The sequence below is a fragment of the Acidithiobacillus sp. genome (assembly GCF_049965315.1).
In the GTDB taxonomy this organism is placed as follows: domain Bacteria; phylum Pseudomonadota; class Gammaproteobacteria; order Acidithiobacillales; family Acidithiobacillaceae; genus Acidithiobacillus_B.
Map to the genome: position 1 here is coordinate 20,751 of NZ_JBMFWL010000003.1, position 22,019 is coordinate 42,769.

At 64.0% G+C, this 22,019-nt stretch carries 21 protein-coding genes, 1 tRNA gene and 1 other RNA gene; all 23 read right to left on the minus strand.

Features of this window, described 5'->3' with window-relative positions:
* Complete coding sequence (locus ACP5MM_RS01525) at positions 1–1,239, minus strand: ATP phosphoribosyltransferase regulatory subunit (protein ID WP_427932372.1); 1,239 nt, start codon at positions 1,237–1,239, stop codon at positions 1–3.
* On the minus strand, positions 1,236–2,111 hold the full coding sequence (gene hflC, locus ACP5MM_RS01530; RefSeq protein WP_427932374.1) for a protease modulator HflC: 876 nt from the start codon (positions 2,109–2,111) through the stop codon (positions 1,236–1,238). Before hflC ends, ACP5MM_RS01525 begins: the two co-directional genes overlap by 4 nt.
* On the minus strand, positions 2,108–3,271 hold the full coding sequence (gene hflK / locus ACP5MM_RS01535; RefSeq protein WP_427932377.1) for an FtsH protease activity modulator HflK: 1,164 nt from the start codon (positions 3,269–3,271) through the stop codon (positions 2,108–2,110). Before hflK ends, hflC begins: the two co-directional genes overlap by 4 nt.
* 14 nt (positions 3,272–3,285) lie before the next feature.
* On the minus strand, positions 3,286–4,617 hold the full coding sequence (gene hflX, locus ACP5MM_RS01540) for a ribosome rescue GTPase HflX (RefSeq protein WP_427932394.1): 1,332 nt from the start codon (positions 4,615–4,617) through the stop codon (positions 3,286–3,288).
* Positions 4,611–4,883, minus strand: a complete 273-nt coding sequence (gene hfq, locus ACP5MM_RS01545) for an RNA chaperone Hfq (RefSeq protein WP_123104429.1) — start codon at positions 4,881–4,883, stop codon at positions 4,611–4,613. The genes hflX and hfq overlap by 7 nt, the downstream gene beginning before the upstream one ends.
* Positions 4,884–5,065: 182 nt before the next feature.
* On the minus strand, positions 5,066–6,016 hold the full coding sequence (gene miaA / locus ACP5MM_RS01550) for a tRNA (adenosine(37)-N6)-dimethylallyltransferase MiaA (RefSeq protein WP_427933998.1): 951 nt from the start codon (positions 6,014–6,016) through the stop codon (positions 5,066–5,068).
* Positions 6,013–7,782: a DNA mismatch repair endonuclease MutL gene (gene mutL / locus ACP5MM_RS01555; protein ID WP_427932381.1), complete on the minus strand. Its 1,770-nt coding sequence runs from the start codon at positions 7,780–7,782 to the stop codon at positions 6,013–6,015. The genes miaA and mutL overlap by 4 nt, the downstream gene beginning before the upstream one ends.
* Complete coding sequence (gene tsaE / locus ACP5MM_RS01560) at positions 7,769–8,239, minus strand: tRNA (adenosine(37)-N6)-threonylcarbamoyltransferase complex ATPase subunit type 1 TsaE (RefSeq protein ID WP_427932383.1); 471 nt, start codon at positions 8,237–8,239, stop codon at positions 7,769–7,771. The genes mutL and tsaE overlap by 14 nt, the downstream gene beginning before the upstream one ends.
* A gap of 4 nt (positions 8,240–8,243) precedes the next feature.
* On the minus strand, positions 8,244–8,699 hold the full coding sequence (locus ACP5MM_RS01565; RefSeq protein WP_427932385.1) for a CBS domain-containing protein: 456 nt from the start codon (positions 8,697–8,699) through the stop codon (positions 8,244–8,246).
* Complete coding sequence (gene bioA / locus ACP5MM_RS01570; protein WP_427932386.1) at positions 8,696–10,057, minus strand: adenosylmethionine--8-amino-7-oxononanoate transaminase; 1,362 nt, start codon at positions 10,055–10,057, stop codon at positions 8,696–8,698. Before bioA ends, ACP5MM_RS01565 begins: the two co-directional genes overlap by 4 nt.
* Entirely contained in the window at positions 10,050–10,895 is an 846-nt protein-coding gene (locus ACP5MM_RS01575) for an NAD(P)H-hydrate dehydratase (protein ID WP_427933999.1), read from the minus strand. The genes bioA and ACP5MM_RS01575 overlap by 8 nt, the downstream gene beginning before the upstream one ends.
* Positions 10,892–12,112, minus strand: coding sequence for an ammonium transporter (locus ACP5MM_RS01580; RefSeq protein WP_427932390.1), 1,221 nt, complete (start codon positions 12,110–12,112; stop codon positions 10,892–10,894). The genes ACP5MM_RS01575 and ACP5MM_RS01580 overlap by 4 nt, the downstream gene beginning before the upstream one ends.
* A gap of 13 nt (positions 12,113–12,125) precedes the next feature.
* Complete coding sequence (recR, locus tag ACP5MM_RS01585) at positions 12,126–12,728, minus strand: recombination mediator RecR (protein WP_427932391.1); 603 nt, start codon at positions 12,726–12,728, stop codon at positions 12,126–12,128.
* 3 nt (positions 12,729–12,731) lie between these two features.
* A complete protein-coding gene (locus ACP5MM_RS01590; protein WP_427934000.1) occupies positions 12,732–13,091 on the minus strand; it encodes a YbaB/EbfC family nucleoid-associated protein in 360 nt (119 codons plus the stop codon).
* Between the two features lie 23 nt (positions 13,092–13,114).
* Complete coding sequence (gene dnaX / locus ACP5MM_RS01595) at positions 13,115–14,737, minus strand: DNA polymerase III subunit gamma/tau (protein ID WP_427934001.1); 1,623 nt, start codon at positions 14,735–14,737, stop codon at positions 13,115–13,117.
* Positions 14,725–14,821: signal recognition particle sRNA small type (gene ffs, locus ACP5MM_RS01600), an RNA gene on the minus strand. The genes dnaX and ffs overlap by 13 nt, the downstream gene beginning before the upstream one ends.
* A 288-nt stretch (positions 14,822–15,109) precedes the next feature.
* A tRNA-Ser gene (locus ACP5MM_RS01605) sits at positions 15,110–15,198 on the minus strand.
* Positions 15,199–15,347: 149 nt separating this feature from the next.
* On the minus strand, positions 15,348–16,298 hold the full coding sequence (secF, locus tag ACP5MM_RS01610; protein WP_427934002.1) for a protein translocase subunit SecF: 951 nt from the start codon (positions 16,296–16,298) through the stop codon (positions 15,348–15,350).
* Between the two features lie 7 nt (positions 16,299–16,305).
* Positions 16,306–18,090, minus strand: coding sequence for a protein translocase subunit SecD (gene secD, locus ACP5MM_RS01615; RefSeq protein WP_427934003.1), 1,785 nt, complete (start codon positions 18,088–18,090; stop codon positions 16,306–16,308).
* A 9-nt stretch (positions 18,091–18,099) separates the two neighbouring features.
* The gene (gene yajC, locus ACP5MM_RS01620) at positions 18,100–18,441 is read right to left on the minus strand and encodes a preprotein translocase subunit YajC (protein WP_427930993.1); all 342 of its coding nucleotides are present in this window, start codon (positions 18,439–18,441) and stop codon (positions 18,100–18,102) included.
* A gap of 40 nt (positions 18,442–18,481) precedes the next feature.
* Positions 18,482–19,618, minus strand: a complete 1,137-nt coding sequence (tgt, locus tag ACP5MM_RS01625) for a tRNA guanosine(34) transglycosylase Tgt (RefSeq protein WP_427930992.1) — start codon at positions 19,616–19,618, stop codon at positions 18,482–18,484.
* On the minus strand, positions 19,615–20,652 hold the full coding sequence (gene queA, locus ACP5MM_RS01630; protein WP_427930991.1) for a tRNA preQ1(34) S-adenosylmethionine ribosyltransferase-isomerase QueA: 1,038 nt from the start codon (positions 20,650–20,652) through the stop codon (positions 19,615–19,617). Before queA ends, tgt begins: the two co-directional genes overlap by 4 nt.
* 9 nt (positions 20,653–20,661) lie before the next feature.
* Positions 20,662–21,993, minus strand: coding sequence for a hemolysin family protein (locus ACP5MM_RS01635; protein ID WP_427930990.1), 1,332 nt, complete (start codon positions 21,991–21,993; stop codon positions 20,662–20,664).
* Positions 21,994–22,019: the final 26 nt, after the last annotated feature.

Here is a 22,019-nt window from a genome sequence, read left to right on the forward strand (position 1 = left end):
CTACTCCGCATCCTCCTCGATGGTGATGTCTGGGCCGGTCAACGGCCTTACATGCCAGTTCCCGCCGCTTTTCTCTAACACGGATCCATATCCTTCCTCGACCAGATACGGATCGGTCGCTGCCAACTCTGCGCTAAAATCCTGAATGACCCGCTGCCCCTGCTGGCGCAAGGCCGCGATGGCCTGCCAAAGATCGACCGCCTGCCCTCCTGGTGCCCAGATCGTTCGCGTTCCACCCCCCTCCCGCACGGACGGGAGAATGGGCTTGAGATCAAGGCTGAAGCCCGTCGCCGGTCGACTCACGCCAAAGGCCAGTCCGATACCGTCATACCGCCCGCCGCTCGCCAGCGCTGCACCCTGCTGCGGCCCATAGGCGGAGAAGAGGAGCCCGGTGTGATACTGGTGGCCATGCACCTCGGCCAGGTCGCATTGCAACTGCAATTGGGGATAACGTTGTTGCAACTGGGTCCAGATGAAGAGCAACTGGTCCAGGGCAGCGCGAACGGCGCCATGGTGTCCCAGTTGCCCTTGGGTCCGTTCCAGCACTTCCAGCCCCCCATGGGCACGCAGAAGGATGCCGAAGTCATCCATCAGCTCCGTACCGCAACCCTTGCTGTCCAGCCAGAGCCGGATGTCCGGCCACGCTTTCCGCTCCAGCAGCCGCAGCAGTTCCGCCCGCAAGTCCTGGTGAAAGCCGGCGGCGTCGGCCAAGGCATGGGCGATCCCTACATGCCCCAAATCCAAGAGCAAATCGCCCACCCGACAGTGCAACAGGCTTTCCACCATCAGGGAAAGCACCTCAAGATCCGCTTCGGGCCCGGCGACCCCAAAGAGTTCAGCCCCCACCTGAAAGGGCGCCCGACTGCCGCCCAGGTGGTCAGGGCGCGCCCGCAACACGGTGCCGGCATAGCAGAGGCGCCGGGTCTCGCCATCAGCCGAGATTTGCGCATCGATGCGCGCCATCTGCGGCGTCATGTCGGAGCGCAAGCCCACCAGCCGTCCGCTGGCCTGATCCACCAGCTTCCAGGTCTGCAGATCCAGGTCGGCGGCACTGCCGGTTAGCAGGCTTTCCAGGTGTTCCACCAGGGGTGGGATGACCTGACGGTACCCCCATCCGGCATAGAGATCCAGCAGGCCGCGGCGACAGGTTTCCAACATCTCGGCACGCTCCGGCAGCGTATCCTCGAAGCCGCTGGGCAACAGCCAGGCGGGATAGGCGGAAGGGGCCTGCGCCTTCATTTCCCCGCCGCCCCCAGGGTATGCCGGAAGTATTTGAAGAACGGCGAGTCGGGGTTGAGCACCAGGACATCTTTTCCGCCCAGACTCTGCCGATAGGCCTCCAGACTACGATAGAAGGAAAAGAAGGCCGGATTTTTACCGTAGGCCTGGCCGTAGATATTGCCCGCTTCCGCGTCGCCCTGACCTTTCAACTCCTCCACCTGACGATAGGCATCGGCCAGGATCTGGGTCTTCTCCTTGTCCGCCTGGGCACGAATCTCCGCTGCCGCTTCGGCGCCGCGGGAGCGATACTCATTGGCTTCCTGGGTACGTTCCGCCTCCATCCGCTTGTACACGGCCTGGAGGACTTCCGGCGGCAGACCTACCTGCAGGATGCGCACGTCCACCAGTTGGATGCCCAAGGCCTGGAGGCGCTGATTGGCGCTGGCGAGGACGGGGTCGATCATTTGCTTGCGATTGCCGGTAATGACCGCCTCCAGCGGCATCTTGCCCACCTCCCCGCGCAGGAAGGAGCGGACAATATCACCGATGCGGGCCTGGGCAGTGGCGGCGTTACGCACGCTGGTATAAAAAACCAAAGGCTTGGTGATCCGCCATTCGGCATAAAAATCCACCAGGACCGGCTTCTTCTCCACGGTCAGATAAGACTCTGGCTGGGTGCTATAGCTGGCCAGGCGCTTATCCAGGAAGATCACGTCCTGAACCAGGGGCCACTTGAAATACAAACCGGGTTGTTCCACCACGCGCACGGGCTTGCCAAACTCCAGCACCACCGCGCTCTGGGTCATGCGGACGGTATAAAAACTGGCGGACACCAGGAGCAGTATGCCCAGGAGGACCAGCATGCCTACGCTCCAGCCGGCATTTTTCATGATGCACCCCCAGGCAATACCACGGGCGCGACGGCGCTCTGCGCCGGGGCGATGGGCAGGGGTTTTGCGGAAACGGTGGGCGCCGCGGCGCCGGCGGTACTGCTGGCTTCGTGCATCTGATTGCCGGCCATCGGCATATAAATCACAGGCTGCCCCTTGCCTTCAATAATGACCTTTTGCGTATGGCTGAGGATGTCCTGCATGGTCTGCAGGTACATGCGTTCACTCACGACCTTTGGATTCTTTTCATAAGCGCCCAGTATATCGAGGAAACGGGCGCTATCCCCTTTGGCGCGATCGACCACCTGCTGCTTGTAGGCTTCGGCGCCCGTCACCATGGCCGACGCCTCACCCCGGGCGCGGGGGACGATATTATTGGCATAGGCCTGCGCCTCGTTGCGCGCCCGCTCCAGGTCCTCCCGCGCGGCCGTCACATCCAGGAAGGCCGGCTGCACCGCCTTGGGGGGGCCCACCTCCAGCAACTGCACGGCATCCACCGTGATGCCCGCATGGTAACGGTTGAGCAGGTCCTGCATGATGGTCATGGCCTGCTGCTCCACAGGCCCGCGCCCGGCGGTGAGGAGGCCGTCGATCTTGCTCCGCCCCACCACTTCGCGCATGGCCGATTCGGCCACGTAACGCACCAGTTGTTCCGGACTGGTGGTGGCGAAGAGATACTGGCTCGGGTTGCTGATCCGGTATTGCACGGCAAAACGGACATCGACCACATTTTCGTCCGCCGTCAGCATCATGCCCGGGTTGAGGGCGTCACCACTGCCCGTATAGCCCAGGACCAGGCGCAGGCTCTGGGTGACCTTGGGCGTGTAGACCTCCTCGATGGGATAGGGAAGATGATAATGCAGCCCCGGTTCGACAATGTTGACTTCCTTGCCGAAGCGCAGCACCACGCCCTGCTCGTCGGGCCCTACGACGTAGATGCCCGAGGCAAGCCACGTCAGCGCCACGACCCCGGCCACGATCATCGGCAATTTGTTCATCCATTCCCGCGACGCCCCGGGACCGCCCTTCCCCCCCAGAGCGCCGCCGAGACGGCGCAGTTCCGCGGTGATTTTTTTGATGTCGAAGGGTGGCTTTTGTTGATTGGGGCGCCGTCCCCAGGGATTATCATTCTTGTTCCCGCCCGGATCACTCCACGGCATGCCGCTCTCCTTCCTCAGTCCTGAACACGCATTGTAGGGGGCGTCTCTATGGCATGACAACCACTCAGGCGCCCGGCATGGCGGGCGCACAGCCGATGCCACGCCAGTTCATCCATATCCACCAAAAGATGGGAAGCACCCGCATCCGTGAAGGTTTCCTCCAGGACGGTCCCGAGCCGTTGCAAGCGCGCCCGCAGGGCACCCTCTTCGGGACCCAGGATAACTTCGGCGCGAACGCGCTTGCCCGCCAGTTGCTGGGCGATGACCGCCAGCAAAGCCGGCAAGCCCTCTCCCGTTAGCGCGCTGACACGAACCGCCGCCACTTCTCCCGAGGCCTGATATTCGATACCCGCCGCAGCGCCGGCGATATCCATCTTGTTGCGGACCAAAAGCCGCGGAATGGCCGCCGCCCCGATCTCTTCCAGCACCCCTTCCACTGCCGCAGCCTGTTGCTCCCAGCACGGATCGCTGGCATCCACGACATGGAGCAGCAATTGCGCCTGGTTGACCTCTTCCAAAGTGGCCCGGAAGGCGGCAATGAGCTCATGGGGGAGTTCGCGCAGGAAACCGACGGTATCCGCCAGGAGCACGGTGCCACGGCCAGGCAGGGCCAAGCGGCGAATGGCCGGATCCAGGGTGGCGAAAAGCTGATCGGCCGTATAGCTTGAGCCATGGCTGAGGGCATTGAACAAGGAGGACTTGCCGGCATTGGTGTAACCCACCAGGGCCACGGTGGGCAGCGGCGCGCGCAGGCGGGCGCGCCGCTGGGTATCGCGGTTGCCCGCCACCTTGAGCAGTCGGGAACGCAACATGCGAATCCGATCGCCGATGAGTCTTCGGTCGGTTTCCAATTGGGTTTCGCCGGGTCCGCGCAGGCCGATACCACCCCGTTGGCGTTCCAGATGGGTCCACCCCCGCACCAGCCGGGTACGCAGATGGGAGAGCTGTGCCAGCTCAACCTGCAGTTTGCCTTCGTGGGTGCGTGCCCGGCGGGCGAAGATATCCAGGATCAAACCCACCCGATCGACTACCCGGCATCCCAGAGCCCGTTCCAGGTTGCGCTCCTGAACGGGACTCAGGATCCGATCGAAAAGCACCAGTTCCGCCCCCGAACCGGCCACGGCGGCCGCAAGCTCCGCCACCTTCCCGCTACCGATGAAGGTGGCGGGGTCGCGCCGATCGCGGCGCACCGTAAACATGGCCTCCACGATGGCGCCACTGCCTTCCGCCAGATGACGGAATTCCTCGCCTTCATCCCCATCCGCCTCCCCACGCAGGAGTATGTGGACCAGAATGACCTTCTCCCGTCCCCGCTGCTCCGGGACGGCCGGTTCGGTAATCAGGATTCCGCCTCCACCTCGGTGCTTTCTTCGGGGCCGCGATCCGGCAGGGGCAGGCGTACATCCTTGCCCGGTACCACCGTGGAGATCGCATGCTTGTAGATCATCTGGCTGACATTGTTGCGCAGCAACACGACGAACTGATCGAAAGATTCAATGAACCCCTGCAGCTTGATGCCATTCACCAAATAAATGGCGACAGGGACATGCTCCTTGCGGAGAAGGTTGAGAAATGGATCCTGAAGGATCTGTCCCTTTTGTTGTCCGGCCATTTTTATCTCCTTAGCTCAATTTATGGCGCTTCTTGGCGTAGCACTTCCGGACTTAGACTAGCTCAACGGGAGGGAAAACACCATGACCCGTCAAAGCTGTCCGCCGAGCCCCGCGAGACTTGGGCGCCAGGATCTCCCGCGCCTTCCACCAGACCCTCTCCGCGGCTGCCGCACCGCCTTTCTCAATGGCCCCATGGCCGGAAATGCGGGTATCCGGCCATCGCCAGCCAGTCGCCCACGGCAACGCAGAGACTGTTTGCCGCCGTTTCCTCGCTGGGGTCGAGGGTGAGATCGCGGCTTTCCTGACGCAACCAGGTTTCCTGGCGCTTGGCCAATTGCCTGGTGGCCGCCGCCGCTGCGGCGAGGGCCTCGGGTAAGGGGCACAGCCCTTCCAGATAGGGCATTAGCTGGCGATAACCCACGGCCCGCATGGCGGGGAGTTCTGGCGCATAGCGTTGCGCCTGCAAATGGCGCAGCTCGTCCAGCAAGCCCGCTGCGAGCATGGCCTCTAAGCGTTGCTCGATGCGCCGGTGCAGCCACCCGCGCGGTCCTTGCAGAATGATCTTGCGCAGGGCTCCGGGAAACTCTCCTTGCCACTGGCGTTGACCGGCCAGGGGCTTGCCGGTGAGGTGGATCAGCTCAAGAGCCCGCTGGATCCGTTGGCGGTCGTGGCTGGCTATCTGCGCGGCGGTAACCGGATCCAGGACCGCCAGGCGTTGATGCAAGGCTGGCCAGCCGAGGGCGGCACCCTCCTCGCTCAGACATTGGCGGAGCCGGTGGTCCGCCGCCGGCAGCGCCCCGATCCCCCGCTCCAGGGCGCGAAAATAGAGGCCACTCCCCCCTACCAGCAGGGGGATCCGGCCGCGCTGCCGCGCCGCGGCGATCTCGGCCAGGGCATCCTGCCGAAAGCTGCCCGCCGAATACGGCTGATCGGGCTCCCGAATATCCACCAGGGCATGGGGATAGCGGGCGCGCAGCGCCGGATCCGGTTTGGCCGTGCCAATGTCGAAATGGCGGTACACCAGCACCGAGTCGACGCTGATGATGTCCACCGGAAAGGCATCGGCAAGGAGCAGGGCCAGGGCGGTCTTGCCACTGGCGGTAGGACCCATGAGGGCGATGGCGGGGATCATCGGCCGCGCAAAAAGAGCCGATCCAGCTCGCCAAGGCTCAGCTCGATGACCGTCGGCCGGCCGTGGTTGCACTGGCCGGCACGGGGTGTTGCTTCCAGTTGGCGCAGCAACGCATTCATCTCACCCAAGGAAAGCTTGCGGTTCACCTTGATGGCCGCACGACAGGCGAGACTGGCCAGCACTTCGTCCTCATCCCCCCTTGCCCATGCCCCCTCTTCCGTCAACAGCCGGGCAATGGTCTGCCCATAAGACTCGGCATTCATCCCCACGGGGGCGGCGTGAACCGCAAGGGTACCCGGGCCGGCCACGGAGATCTCCAGCCCAGCCTTGCGCAGCATCATTTCGGCATGCTCGAAGTGGGCCATCTGCGCAGGGCTCACATGCACATATTCAGGAATGATGAATTCTTGTATATCATTCTGTTGTCTTGATTTCTTCATCTTCTCGTAGAGGATGCGCTCATGGGCGGCGTGCTGATCGACCAGGACGATGCCCGCTGCATTTTGCGCGAGGATGAAGCGCTCGTGGATCTGCGCAAGGGCGTAACCCAGGGGCTGGTCGGCCTGCGCATCATCAGGCGGTGAAGGTGCCATTGGGCCCAGCCTTTCGGCCGGTGCCACCAATCGCTCCCAATAATCCCCCCGCCCTTCCTCCACCGCCGGCGCCCGCAATGACAGGGGGAGATTGGCGGGGCTTGGTGGTGCCGGCTGGCTGGATGGCGGCGGCGTGGTGGAGACGACCGTACCGGGACGCTGTTCGGCGATCACCCGCTGCAGGCTGTGGAACAGGAAGTCGTGGACCAGGCGGGCGTCGCGAAAACGCACTTCGGCCTTGGCCGGGTGGACATTGACGTCCACCAGTTCCGGGGCCAGATTCAGGTACAGTACAAAGAGCGGATGGCGTTCCTTGTACAGGACATCGGCATAGGCGGCCCGTACCGCGTGGGTGATGACCGGGTCCCGCACCGGCCTTTGATTGACAAAGAAATACTGCTCATCGCCGCGGGCCCGGTTATGGGTGGGCAGGCCCAGCCAGCCGCTCAGGCGCAAGCCCTGATCTTCCAGCTCGAAATAGACCGCATGGCGCAAGAATTCCTCCCCCAGCACACCGCCCACGCGCTCCGCACGCCCTTGGGCATCCGTTGCGGCCGGGAACTGCAGCAGCGCCCGCGGGCCCTGGTACAGTTGGAAGGCGACGGGGAAATGGGCCAGGGCCGCCTGCCGCAGGACCTTTTGATTGCGGGCCAGTTCTGCCGGCGCGGCACGGAGGAATTTGCGCCGTGCCGGGACATTGAAAAAGAGCTCCGTGATCCGCACCGTGGTACCCGGGGCCCGGGCCGCCGCTTCGTGGATGATGGCTGTACCGCCGGCCACTTGTAGGCGGGCGGCCTGATTGCAGCCCGTGGCCCGGGACAGGATGTCCAGGCGCGCCACCGAGGCGATGGCGGGCAGGGCCTCGCCGCGGAAGCCCAGGGTGGCGATGGCATGGAGGTCCTGGACGCTGTGCAGTTTGCTGGTGGCGTGGCGCTCCAGGGCCAGGGGCAGGTCATCGGGAAGGATGCCTATCCCGTCATCCTCCACCTGCAGCAGATCCAGGCCGCCTCCCTCCAGACGCACGGTAATCCGCCGCGCACCCGCGTCCAGGCTGTTCTCCAGGAGCTCCTTGAGAATGGACGCAGGCCTTTCCACCACCTCGCCGGCGGCGATCTGATTGGCCAGGGTGGCCGCCAGGCGGTGAATCCGGGGAGGCGCCTCAGCCGTCGTCATGATTTTCTCCTGCGGGCGGAAGCCAGCTCGCCCCCCTGGCGGTGGCCAGGAGCACCTCCAGGCGATGCTGCCCGGGGCTGGCGATGGAGAGGCGCAAACGCAGGTCGGGCTCCGGCAGGAAGCCGCTGCCGCGCTCCGGCCACTCGATGAGCCAGAGGGCCGCTTCATCCAAATAATCGCGGATACCGAGAAACTCCAACTCCTCCCCATCACGCAAGCGATACAGATCCAGATGCAATGCTGGGCCGCGGGCGGTGGCATAGCTTTCGATCAGGGTATAGCTGGGGCTCTTGACCCGACCGGGAACGCCAAAACCCTGGAGCACCCCTTGCGCCAGAGTCGTTTTCCCCACCCCCAGATCGCCTTCCAGATAAATCACGGCGGGGATCGCGAGGGTCTCTCCCAAGCCCTTGCCCCAGGCATGGCAGGCTTCGGGATTCGGGAAGGACCAGCCCATGGCCTCAGGGATTGAGGAGATTGCGCAGGACATCCGAGCGGGTGATGATGCCGACCACGCGCTTTTCGCCGTCCACCACCGGCACTGCATGGATATCCTTGCGCAGGAGCTTTTCGGCCACGGCATCCGCATCTTCATCGGGCGCCGCCGTAACGACCTGGGTGCTGGCCAGTTGCGCGGCAGTGACCGCCGTCACCTTGCGCAATTCCTCCTTGTATTCATGCATTCCGCCAAGGGGAATAAGGGCATCCAGGATGGTGACGAGGGTGGGCAGGTGCACGCGGCGATGGGCGTCGATGAGGTCGCGTTCGCCGATCATGCCCACCAGGCGGCCGTCCTTGTCCAGCACGGGCAGACTATGATGGCCCGACTCCAGCAGGACGCTGCCCACCTTCTCGACGGGGTCATCGGCCTGAACGGCCACGAATGCAGTGGTCATCAACTCTCTGGCGCTTTTCATGGATGGCTCCCTTGGGACATGGCGGTATGAAGGACCGTCAGAATAGTGTCTATTTCCTCCTCTGTCACCGACAGAGGCGGGACGATGATGATGGCGTCGCCCAGAGGGCGCGTATAGACTCCCATTTCCCGGGCCCGCCGGCATACCTGGTATTCCACCCGCTCGCCATAGGAATAAGGCTGAGCGGTAACGGGATTCCGCAGTTCGATGGCGGCCATCAGGCCGAACTGCCGCACCGCCCCCGCCCAGGGCCGATCCCGGAAGGCGGTCAGGCCGTCCCGCAGCCGTGCAACCTTGGCGGCGAGCCGGGCCAGCACCTCCCCCTCACGGAAAATGGCCAGATTTTCCAGGGCGACGGCGCAGGCCAAGGGATTACCCGTGTAGGTATGGCCATGATAAAATTGCCGCGCTTCCCCAAAGGGGGCGAGGAAGGACCGGTAGACCGCCGCGGTCGCCAGGGTGGCGGCCAAGGGCAGGTAGCCGCCGGACAAGCCCTTGCCCAAGGCCATGAGGTCCGGCTCCACGTCTTCCCACTCGCAGGCAAAGAGTTTGCCGCTACGCCCAAAGCCGGTGGCCACCTCGTCGACGATGAGCAGGCAGTCGAAGCGCCGGCAGAGGGCCTGGGCACCCGCCAGGACACCGCGGGGGAAGGGCAGCAGGCCCGCCGCGCCCTGTATGCCGGCCTCCAGGATCAAGGCCGCGATTTCATGGCCACGCGCGGCCAGCAGGGCCTCCAGCTCCGCCAGCCAGGCGGCCGCCGCAGCGCTGCTGTCGCCGCTGGGGGCGGCAAAGCGTTCCCGCGCCAGGCCGTAGGGGCTGGGCAGGCGCAGGGTGGGAAAGAGCAGATGGCCGTAGACCTCGTGAAAGAGGGGAATTCCCCCCACGGAAACGGCCCCCACCGTATCGCCATGATAGGCATTTTCCAGGGTGACGAAGGTCCGCTTTTCGGGCCGGCCCACATTGCGCCAATAATGGACCGCCATCTTGACCGCGATTTCCACGGCCTCGGCGCCATCCTCGGAGAAAAAACAGTGTTCCAGACCGCTAGGAGTGATCTCCACCAGGGCTTTGGCCAGGAGGATGGCAGGCGGATTGGAGGCGCCCAGGGTGGTGCTGTGGGCGACCTTGCCCAGTTGCGCGGCCAGGGCCGCATCGAGGCGCGGATGACGATGACCGTGGATGTTGCACCACAGGCTGGCGATGGCATCCAGACAGCGGCGGCCATCCAGGTCATAGACATAGTTGCCCTCGGCGTGGTCGATGATCCAGGGATCATCATCGCCAAAACATTGCATCTGGGTGAAGGGATGCCAGAAGTAGCGGCGATCCCATTCCTGCAACTGCTGCCGTTCATCCATGGCGGGGCAACTCCTGCAGGACGTCGGGAAGGGCACGCAGGATGTCCCCGGCCAGCATGCTTTCTTCCCCGAGCCGTGCCGCGGCGAGATCCCCGGCACGGGCATGGAGACAGACCCCGAGTTGGGCCGCTTCCCAGGGCGCCATGCCAATGGCCAGGAGTCCGGCCAGCAGGCCGGTCAGCACATCGCCGCTGCCCCCCGTGGCCATCCCCGGGTTGCCGAGATCACAACGCCGCCGCCGAGCCGCATCGCCGACCAGGGTTCCCTGCCCCTTGAGCACCCAGATGCCCCCATAGCGGGCCAGCAATTGCTCCAGGGCACTCTCCCGGTCCGCCTGCACGGCGGCGGCGGAAATGCCCAGCAAACGCCCGGCCTCGCCGGGATGGGGAGTGAAGATGCGTGGGGCATCACTGCGCAGCAGCGCCGGGCCCAGGCGGGCGAGGATGTTGAGGGCATCGGCATCCCAGACCTGAGGTTGAGCCATGCTCCCGATCTCCTGGAGGAGATTGTGGGGCGCCAAGCCCTGGCCCAGACCCGGGCCCACCGCAAGTATCGCCGTCGCGGAGAGACAATCGGCAAAGCTGGCGGGCCAGTCGCGCCAGGTGGCCTCGGGCAACTGCGTCGCCAAGTAGATGGCGGCGCCGGGATGGCCGATGGCCGTCACCAGCCCGGCACCGGCGCGGTAGGCGGCACTGCAGGCCAAGGCCAGGGCTCCCCCCATCCCCGGCCCGCCTCCTAGCACGAAGACGTGACCAAAGTCGCCCTTGTGCGCCTCCCGCACCCGGAGGGGCGGGCCGCGCAGGCTATCCCAGTGGAGGAGCATCGCGGGCATCATCATCCCGCCCGCTGGATATCTTCTTCGGGATAAGCGCTGACATGGTGCAGGCTGAGATCCGCTCCGGCGAATTCCGCTTCGGGATCGAGACGGATACCGATGAGGCGCTTCAGGGCGCCGTAGACCAGCCATCCCCCCAAGCTGGCCAGGGCAACGCCCATCACGGTCCCCAGCAGTTGCGACCAGATGCTGACGCCGCCGGCGCCGCCCAGAAAACGATGGCCGAAAATGCCCACGGCGATGCCGCCCCAGACCCCGCAGACCCCATGCAAAGGCCACACGCCCAGGACATCGTCGATGCGCAGGCGATGCTGCACGAAGGTGAAGAGATACACAAAAAGGACGCCCGCCAGGGCCCCGATGAGCAGGGCGCCCATGGGCTGCACCACGTCGGACCCGGCACAGATGGCCACCAGCCCCGCCAGGGCGCCGTTATGCACGAAGCCGGGATCCCCCCGCCCGGCGGCCAGGGCAGCGAGCATGCCGCCCACCATGGCCATGAGGGAATTCAGGGCCACCAAACCCTGCACCGCCTCCAGGCGTTGGGCGCTCATGACGTTGAAGCCGAACCAGCCAATGATCAATATCCACGAACCCAGGGCAAGGAAGGGAATGTTGGAGGGGGGCATGGGGTGGATCGTCCCATCCCGCCCGTAGCGGCCCTGCCGCGGCCCCAGTTGCCATACCGCCATGAGGGCAATCCAGCCGCCCATGGCATGGACCACGACGGAACCGGCAAAATCGTGGAAGGGTGCGCCAAAGTTCTGGGTAAACCAGTTTTGCACGCCGTAGTGGTTATCCCAGACGATACCCTCGTAAAAGGGGTACACAAAACCCACCAACAATGCAGTGGCCAGCAATTGCGGATAAAAGCGGGCGCGTTCGGCTATCCCGCCGGAGATGATGGCCGGCACCGCGGCGGCAAAGGTCAGCAGGAAGAAAAAACGGACCATGGCAAAGCCGTGATCCTGGCTGGTCAGGGTGTTCACTCCGGTAAAAAAACTGATGCCGTAGGCGATATGGTAACCCACAAAAAAATAGGCCAGGGTGGAAACGCCAAAGTCGCTGAGGATCTTGACCAGGGCGTTGACCTGGCTCTTGCGGCGCACCGTGCCCAACTCCAGAAAGGCGAATCCGCCATGCATGGACAAGACCAAAATGGCACCCATGAGGAGAAAAAACACATTTCCCCCATGCAGATGCGATGCAGGTTCGAGCATTCTCTGATTCCTTCTAATCTTCCAGGGCGCGCCGGCCACTCAAGGCCCGGCCGAGCGTGCCGCGATCCACATATTCCAGTTCACCGCCCACGGGTACCCCACGGGCGATGCGGCTCACCACCACTCCTTCCCGGTGCATCATTCCACCCAGGAAGTGGGCCGTAGCCTCCCCTTCCACGGTCGGATTGGTCGCCAGGATGACTTCGCGCAGGTCCGCCAGGGCGATGCGCTCGGCAAAGCGCTCCAGATGCAGCGCCTCGGGCCCGATGCCATCCAGGGGCGAGAGGTGTCCCATCAGGACGAAATAGTCGCCGTTATAAACCCCGGTAGCCTCAATGGCCAGGACATCCGCCGGCGACTCCACCACGCAGAGCACCCCATGATCGCGCCGCTCCGAGCGGCAAATGGCGCAAAGATCGGCATCGGCCAGATTGTTGCAGCGCTGGCAATGGCGGATCTCTCCATGCGCCCTCAGGAGAGCGGCCGCCAGCAGCGGCATCAGTTCGCGCTTGCGCACCAGCAGTTCAAAGCTGATCCGCTGCGCGGAGCGGGGCCCGATGCCGGGCAAGCGCCGCAGCAGGGATACCAAGTCGTCAACCGCCGCAATCCCGAACATTGCCTAGAACGGCAGATTCATGCCCGGTATCTGCAATCCACCGGTCACCGCAGAAAGCCGCTCGGAGCTGGTTTTCTCCGCCTGCCGCACCGCGTCGTTGAAGGCCGCAGCCACCAGGTCTTCCAGCATCTCCCGATCCCCTTCGGCCAGCAGGGAGGGATCTATGTGAACCCGGCGCACATCATGACGGCAGGTCATGGTGACCTGCACCAGATTGCCGCCGGCGTTGCCCTGGACTTCCACTTGCGCCAGCTCTTCCTGGGCCTTTTGCAAGCGCTCCTGCAACTGTTGCGCTTGCTTCATGATATTGCCTAACCCGCCTTTCATGGTCTCTCTTCTCCCCATCTCCGTAAAACTGCGCATTGTAACAGACGCCACTGGAACCGCTATGCCGTAGCGGGTCCCTGGCGCTCGCCATCCGCGTTGTCGCCGACGCTCTCGATACGGGCCGCGAAATGGTCCATGATGGCGCGCACGGTGGGATCAGCGGCCGCCTGCGCCTCCGCCTGCAACTGCCATGCGGCACGGGCGTTGGCTTCCTCCCGGACCAGGCTAACGCCCCCCGTTTCCGCCTCCAGGGTCCGAAAAGACAACGCCGGGGCATTGCCAAAGTGGCGGGTCAAGGCCCTTTGCAGGGCCTCCCGTCCCGCTTCGGCCATGGCCAGATAGGCGGGTTCCAGGGCGAGGATCACGGCCTCCCCGTCGCAGCGCTCGGCCCGACCATGGGCGAGGAAGGCGCGCAGAGATGCGGAAATGTCCAAGCCCCGCAGCACGCTTCCCCAGTCGCCCGAAGGGGGAGGGACAGGCGCTGCCGGTCGGGCCGGAACCGGGGCCGCGATAACGGGCCCCGCCGCGGGCGGGGGCCGGCGCTGGTCCGGCGGCGTCGCGGCATCGCCCCGGCGAAAGCTCAACAGCCGCAAAAAGGCCATTTCCAGGGCCATGCGGGCATTGGGGTAGAGGGGAAAATCACGGCGCGCCGAAAGCAGCAGATAATACAAGGCCTGCATCTCCAGCGGCGGGATGCTTTGCGCCAGCGCCGCCATCCTTTCCCCGTCCACATCACCTGCCGCAACCGGCAGGAATTGCGCCAGACTGGCCCGGTGCACCCATTCGATCACCCCATCGAGGAGACCGGCGGCATCCATCCCCGCCGCTTGGGTGTCTTCCAGCAGGGCGAAAAGGCGTGGCGCGTCATCCGCCGCCAGAGCGGCAAGGAGATGGAAAAGGATTTCTCCGTTCGCCTGACCGAGCATTTCCACCACCGCGTCCAGGCGAACGCTGCCACCGCCATGGACGATGGCCTGATCGAGCAGGCTCAAGGCGTCGCGCAGGCTGCCGTCGGCAGCCCGAGCCAGATGCCGGAGGGCGGGGCCTTCGGCGGCGATGCCTTCGGCGCCCAGGATCTGCTCCAGCCGCCCCTGGATCTGCTCTAGGGAGAGACGCCGCAAGGTAAACTGGAGGCAGCGGGACAGGATGGTGATGGGTAATTTTTGCGGGTCCGTGGTGGCCAACAGGAACTTGACATGCTCCGGCGGCTCTTCCAGGGTTTTCAATAGGGCGTTGAAACTATGGGTGGAAAGCATGTGTACCTCGTCGATGAGGTACACCTTGTAGCGGCCGATGCTGGGCGCATACTGCACATTGTCCAGCAACTCCCGGGTTTCATCGACACGGGTGCGGCTGGCGGCATCCACCTCGATGAGATCCACGAAGTTCCCGGCGGCGATGCTGCGGCAGGCGCTGCATTCCCCGCAGGGGGTACTGCTCACGCCCTTCTCGCAATTGAGGCATTTGGCCAGCAATCGCGCCACGGTGGTTTTCCCCACGCCGCGCGTGCCGGTGAATAAAAAGGCGTGATGGATGCGCCCGGAATCGAGGGCATGGCGCAGGGCCGAAACCACCGGCTCCTGGCCGACAAAGTCGGCGAACTGCTGGGGGCGCCAGCGACGCGCCAAAGCCAGATAGGCGTTCATCGCTGGCGCAAAAGGGTGGCGACGCCAATCAGCCACACCCCGGCACCTGGATCGGTGGCTGCCGCTGCTCCCTTCCGGGCCTGACGGGGTTCACCACTTACCACTGCGAGGGGACCGATTATTGTCGCCATAGAGTTTTTCAAAGCGTGGAGCCCCATAATTTTTGCGGGCCATTTCCGACGGAGCGGGAAGGAATCACCAACCGAGAACAAAAGTTATGGATAATCAACCTGGTATCTTTATGATTCGCCCCAACCCCAGTCACTTGGGGCATGGCCTGTCCATGCATTGGAGCCGCTACGATAACACAACAGAAAATTCGCGCAATCATGCATGATCTGGCGCTTCGGCCTCGGACCGAATGACCGAATACCCACCACAATCCCAAGCGCGGGATTGCATGGAGAATGGCGGAGAGGGTGGGATTCGAACCCACGTGGCGTTGCCGCCCATCCGATTTCGAGTCGGCGCCGTTATGGCCACTTCGGTACCTCTCCGGGAGTGCATAAGGTAATCTTTCACCGGCCTGCCGGCAAGTGCCGGATAGGTCTTGCGTATCCGACGGGCTGCGGTCGTATGGGTAACCGGCAAATTTCACCCCGCCACTACATACCCCTGCAGCGTTTCCCGAACCTGCACCAAGGACCTAAAGCCGCGCCCCGTCATTACGGTCGCGCGCACCCAGGAATTGCCTTTTGAGGACATGCTCGCGCTTCAGACCCAGCCATAGGGCCACGGGGCTGGCGACGAAGATGGACGAGTAGGTGCCGACGACCACGCCGATCACCAGGGCCGTCGCAAAACCGTGGATGACCGGCCCGCCGAAGAGGAACAGGGCCAGGGCCACCATGAAGGTGATAAAGCTGGTGATCACCGTTCGCGACAAGGTCTCGTTGATAGCGATGTTGAAGACCTGCATCACGTTGGCGTTGCGCTCCGCGCGCAGGTCTTCGCGCATACGGTCGAAGACCACCACGGTGTCGTTGAGGGAATAACCCATGATCACCAGGAGGGCGGCGATGACGGTCAGGGAGAATTCCATGTGCGTGACGGCGAAAAAGCCCACCACGAGGATGGGATCATGGAGCATGGCCACGACGCCGCCCACGGCGAAGCGCCACTCGAAGCGCAACCCCACATAAATGAGGATGCCCACCGTCACCAGCAGGAGAGCCATCATCCCCTTGTTGCGCAACTCCTTGCCCACCTCGGGCCCGACATACTCGGTGCGCCGCAACTGCACGCCGGGATAATCGGCACTGGCCTGCTGAAAGACATTGAGGATCTTCTGGCCCACGGCGCTGGTCTCCCCCGGCACCGTCCGCAGGCGGATGAGGAGGTCCCGGTCACCGCCGAAGGTCTGTACGACGCCGTCGGAGAATCCGGCCTGCGCCAGAGTATTGCGCACGTCGCCCAGGGCCGGCGTTTTGCTGAAGGCCAGTTCCACCAGGGTGCCGCCGGTAAAGTCGATGCTGTAATTGAGGCCGCGCACGAGAAAAACGGCGATGGAGGCAAGGATCAGGAGACCCGAAACGCCCATGAAGATCCAGCGGCGTGACATGAAATCCACATGGGTACGACGTTTAAAGAGTTCCATGGCTTCCTCAGAGATACAGTTTCTGGACGCGCCGCTTGCCCAGCATGAGTTCGATGATGCCGTGGCTCATCATCGTGGCGGTAAACATGGAGGTGAGCACGCCAATGGTCAGGACCAGGGCAAAGCCCTTGATGGCGCCGGTGCCGAACTGAAAGAGCACCAGGGAGGCGATGAGCACGGTGACGTTGGAATCGACGATGGTGGCGAAGGCCTTTTTGAAGCCGGCATCAATGGCCGCCCGGGGGCTCATGCCCAGACGCAGCTCCTCCCGGATCCGTTCAAAGACCAGTACGTTGGCATCCACCGCCAGGCCGATCTTGAGCACGATACCGGCGATGCCCGGCAGGGTCAGGGTACCGCCCATGATGGACAGAACCGCCAGGATCGCCAGGATGTTGACGAAAATGGCGAGGTCGGCGATGAGGCCGAAGGCCCGGTAATAGAAGGTCATGAACAGGACCACAAAGGCCATGCCGAAGATCACCGCCATCACCCCGTCATGGATGGAGTCCTGGCCCAGGGTGGGCCCCACCGTGCGTTCCTCGGAGACATTGACCGGCGCGGGCAAGGCCCCGGCGCGCAGCTCGATGGCGACATTGCTGGCCTCTTTGAGGTTGGCAAAGCCGTCGATCTGGGCGCGCCCGCCGGTGATGGCCTCACGGATCACCGGCGCCGTGACCACCTTGTTGTCCAGGAGGATGGCCATGCGCTGGCCCACATGCTGGCTGGTGAGTTCACCGAAGATCCGTGTCCCCTCGCTGTCGAAGCTCACATCGACCACCGACTGACCAGTGTTGTTGTCGATGCCGCCGCTGGCGTTGCTCAGGTAACGGCCCGTCAGCACCGTCTGCTTTTCCAGGAGATAGGGCGTGCCGTTGCTCCCGTAGTAAATGGCGTCTCCCGGCGGCACATCCCCTTTCAGGGCCGCTGCCAGGTTATGTTGCTCGTCCACCATCTTGAACTCCAGTTGGGCGGTGGAGCCGATGATGGATTTGGCACGCTGGGTATCCTGCACGCCGGGCAGTTGGACGGCGATGTGATCCTGTCCCTGGCGCTGGATGACGGGTTCGGACACGCCCAACTGGTCGATCCGATTGCGGATGACCACAATGGCCTGCTGCAGGGCTTCGTCGGTCATGCGTGTGATGGCCTCGGGTTGCAGTCCCACATCCAGGACGGCGCCATGGTCCACCTTGACCGCCAGATCGGGAAAGTGCTGGGTAATGGCCGCCTGGGCCTGGGTAGCTACGCCGGCATTCTCCATTTCCACCGTCAAGGCCTGGGGCCCGGTCTGATTGATGGCCAGGTATTGAAGGTTCTCATGGCGCAGGAAGGTGCGCAGGTCATTGCTGTCGCGTTCCACGGCGTGCTTGATCACCGCCCCGGTATCGACGCGCAAGAGCAGATAAACGCCACCGCGCAAGTCCAGGCCCAAATTGACGGGTTTGCCGCCGATGGCCGCCAGCCAGTCGGGCTGCGCCGAGACCTGCGACAGGATCACCTGCGCATTGGCGGGCAGTTTGCCCTGCAGCAGGGTTTCCGCCTGGCCCTGGGCGTTTTCATTGGGAAAGAAAAAAGTGCTGCCTTGGGCATCGCTCTTGACCCGCGTCACGCCGATTCCGGCGCCCTGCAGCCATTGCTCCATGGTCGCAACGGGCGGCAGGATGGTGCCCACCGGCGCCCGCACCTGCACTGCAGCGTGCCAGCCATAGAGATTGGGCAGCGCATAAAGCAGGGATGGCAGGACGACAGCCAGGATGATGAGATACTTCCAGAACGGATAGCGGGTCATGACAAGCCTTTAGAGTTTCTTGATGGTCCCCTTGGGGAGCAGCAGGGTGACGGCCGCCTTCTGGATCTTGACCACCACCCCTTCCGCCACTTCCAGGTGCAGATATTCATCCCCTACCTGCATGACCCGCCCCAACAGCCCACCCTGGGTCACCACTTCATCGCCCTTGGCGACGGAGGCGATGAGCTGCCGCTGCTCCTTGGCCTTTTTCATCTGGGGGCGGATCAGCAGAAAGTAAAAAATGGCAAAGATGACCAGCAGCGGGACAAACTGCAGCCAGACGGATTCCGGGCCGGCGGCCCCAGCAGGGGCGCCGGCAGCGAAGGCGCTGGTGATGGGCGAGAGATTCATGGACGCTCCTGGATTCGGCAGAGGGCCGCCATTGTAGCCGCTAGGCGTCGGCGAGGGAACCGCTGGCGGAAATGCCGGCGGCGGCACCATAGCGGCGATGGAAATCGGCAACAAAGGCATCCAGACGGCCGGCGCTGATGGCCTGGCGCAAACCCGCCATCAATTCCTGATAATAGTGGAGGTTGTGCAGGGTATTGAGGCGGGCACCGAGGATCTCGTGACTGCGCTGCAGATGGCGCAGATAGGCGCGGCTATAGTTGCGGCAGGTGTAACAGGCGCAGTCCGGATCCGCCGGCAGAGGGTCTTTTTCGTAGCGGGCATTGCGCAGCTTGAGGATGCCGTTGCGGGTATACAGCCAGCCGTTGCGGGCATTGCGCGTCGGCAGGACGCAATCGAACATATCCACCCCCCGTTGCACCGCCGCGACGATGTCCTCCGGCGTGCCTACCCCCATCAGATAGCGCGGCCGATCCCGGGGCATCCGGGGCAGGAGGTCATCCAGCACCTGCAACATTTCCGCCTTGCCCTCCCCCACCGACAGACCGCCAATGGCGTAGCCGGAAAAATCGAGCCTGACCAGGCCGTCCAGGGAGCGCTGGCGCAAATCCGCGTACATACCCCCCTGCACGATACCGAAAAGTTGCCCGGGCCCCGCATAAGCGGCCTGGGAACGGGCGGCCCAGCGCAGGGACAATTCCATGCTGGCCCGCGCCTCCTCCCGGGTGGCCGGATGGGGCGTGCACTCGTCAAAGACCATGGCGATGTCCGATCCCAGGGCACCCTGAATGGCCATGGACTCTTCCGGACCGAGGAAAACCGCGCGCCCGTCACTGGGCGCACGGAAGCGGACCCCCGCCTCGCTCAGGCGCCGCAGGGGTCCGAGACTGAAGACCTGGAAACCGCCTGAATCGGTGAGGATGGGTGCATCCCAGTGCATCATCCGGTGCAAACCGCCCAGGGCGCCGATGACTTCCAGTCCGGGGCGGAGGAAAAGGTGGAAGGTATTGCCCAGGATGATCTCCGCCCCCAGCGTTTGCAACTCTTCGGGGGTCATGGCCTTGACGGTGCCATAGGTGCCCACGGGCATGAAGGCGGGGGTCTGGATGGTGCCTCTGGGAAGTTGCAGGAGGCCGCGGCGGGCCGCCCCTTGCTCCGCAAGGATCTGCAAGATACTCATCGTGCCGCTGTACTCGGGTAGATCAACATGGCGTCCCCATAGCTGAAAAAACGATATCCCGCCGCCACCGCGTGACCATAGCTGGCCAGGATCAGCTCCCGCCCGGCAAAGGCGCTCACCAGCATCAACAGGGTGGATTCGGGCAGATGGAAATTGGTGAGAAGGAGATCGACCACATGAAAGCGCTTGCCGGGATAGAGGAAGAGTCGCGTTTCCCCGGCAAAAGGCCGCAGGAACCCGGAAGCGGCGGCACTCTCCAGTGCCCGACAGGCCGTGGTTCCCACCGCCACCACCCGTCCGCCCCGGGCCCTGGTGGCCGCAATGGCCGCCACCGTGGCCGCAGGCACCTCCATGTTTTCGGCATGCATCTCGTGATCCTCCACCCGCTCGCTGCGCACCGGCAAAAAGGTGCCAGCCCCCACGTGCAAGGTCACGAAGGCCGTATCCACCCCCCGTTCGGCCAGCAGGGCCAGCAACGGAGCGTCGAAGTGCAAGCCCGCCGTAGGGGCCGCCACCGCCCCCGGCTTTGCCGAGTACACGGTCTGATAGCGCTCCGCATCCTCCGCTGAGGGCGTTCTATGAATATAAGGCGGAAGGGGCGTAGTGCCCTGAGCCTGGAGAAGGGCCAACCAGGACCCCCCTGCGGGAATGCCGAGGCGCACGCGCATATCCGCTTTTTCGTGAATGTGGACCTCCACGCCGCCGCCCAGCAGCAGGATGCCGCCGGGACGCAGCGGTTTGGAGGCGCGGGCCAGAAACCACGCCTCGGTATCGCCGACGATCCGGTCCAGCAGGAGTTCCACGGAACCACCGCTCGGCTTGCGGGCCTGCAGCCGTGCCGGGAGGACCCGGGTGTCATTGAGCACCAGGAGATCGCCGGGGCGCAGGATCTGCGGTAAGTCGCGGACCTGGCCATCCGCCCAGGTGCCATTGCCGCCATCCACCTGCAGCAGTCGGCCGCCGCTGCGCTCTGCCAAGGGCGCCTGGGCAATCCGCTCGGGAGGCAATTCGTAATAAAAGTCTTTACGTTGCACAAAAACCTGCTAGCTGAACCATTCTTCGCCCGTCTGCTGCGGATGCGGCAGTACCTGCACCAACTGGATACGCGGGCCCTCGCGTTTGAGCACCAGCACATCAAAATCCGGAAAGACCACCCGCTCGCCCTCGTCGGGCAGGCGCTCCAGGCGGCGCATCAAGAGACCACCCACCGTATCCGCTTCGCTTTCCTCGATGGGAAAATCCAGCGCCCGTTCCAGCGAGTAGACGGACAAGCTGCCGGAACCGATCAGACTGCCATCGGCGCGGCGCTTCCAGTCGAACTTGTGATGCCGGAATTCATCCTGAATTTCGCCCAGCAATGCCTCCAGGACATGATCCAGGGTAACAAATCCGGTGATGGTACCCAAATCATCCACGACCAGCGCAAAATGCGGATGGCCACTGCGAAAATGCGCCAGGAGGTCCATGGCCGGAAGGTGCTTGGGCACCGCCGGCAAGGGCCGCAACAGGCGGCGCAAGTCCGGCTCGGCGTTGCGGCCGGCAAAGGCCGCAAAGGCGTCTTTGACGTGCAACAGGCCCACCACATGCTGGCGATCGCCGGCACAGACCGGGTAGCGGGTGAAACGATGGCGCTCCATGACCTGGCGATTGGCCGCCGCCGAATCGTCCAGCAGCAGGCACACCATCTCGGCCGCCGGACGCATGAGATCCCCCGCCGTCAGTTCGGTAAATTCCAGCACCCGTTCCAGGATATCGCCGGTGCGTCGCCCCAGCGCCCCCTGGGCCTGACTCAAGGCCAGGATCATGCTGAGTTCGTCCCGGGTATGGGGCGCATCCTCTGCGGCACGCTGGCCGTTCAGGCGGAATAGCCGCAGAACCAGGCTGGACGCCCCGTTGAGCACCCGAATGGCCGGATAAAAAAGCCAATAAAAGGCATAAAGGGGCACCCCCGTCCACAGGGAAACCGCTTCCACCTTACGGATGGCCAGGGATTTCGGCACCAGCTCGCCCAGGACGATGTGGGTAAAAGAGATGAGCGCAAAGGCGATGGTGAAGGACAGCGCCGCCCGCACTTCGCCATGCCCGATACCCCATGCCGCAAAGACCGGCTGGAACAGCCGCGCCACCACCGGCTCCCCCACCCAGCCCAGGGCCAGTGAGGCCAGGGTGATGCCGAGTTGGGTAGCGGAGAGGTAAACATCCAGATGACGGCTCATGGCCAGGAGGATGCGGCCCCGCAGTCCAAAGTCCTGAGCCATGGTCCGCGCCCGCGTCCCGCGCAGGCGAACCAGGGCAAACTCCGCGGCCACAAAAAAACCGTTGAGCAAAATGAGCAGGAGGGCTAGCAGCAGACCCAGGAGGTCATGCACCATCATCACCCGCAAAAAGAGAGGAAAGCCTC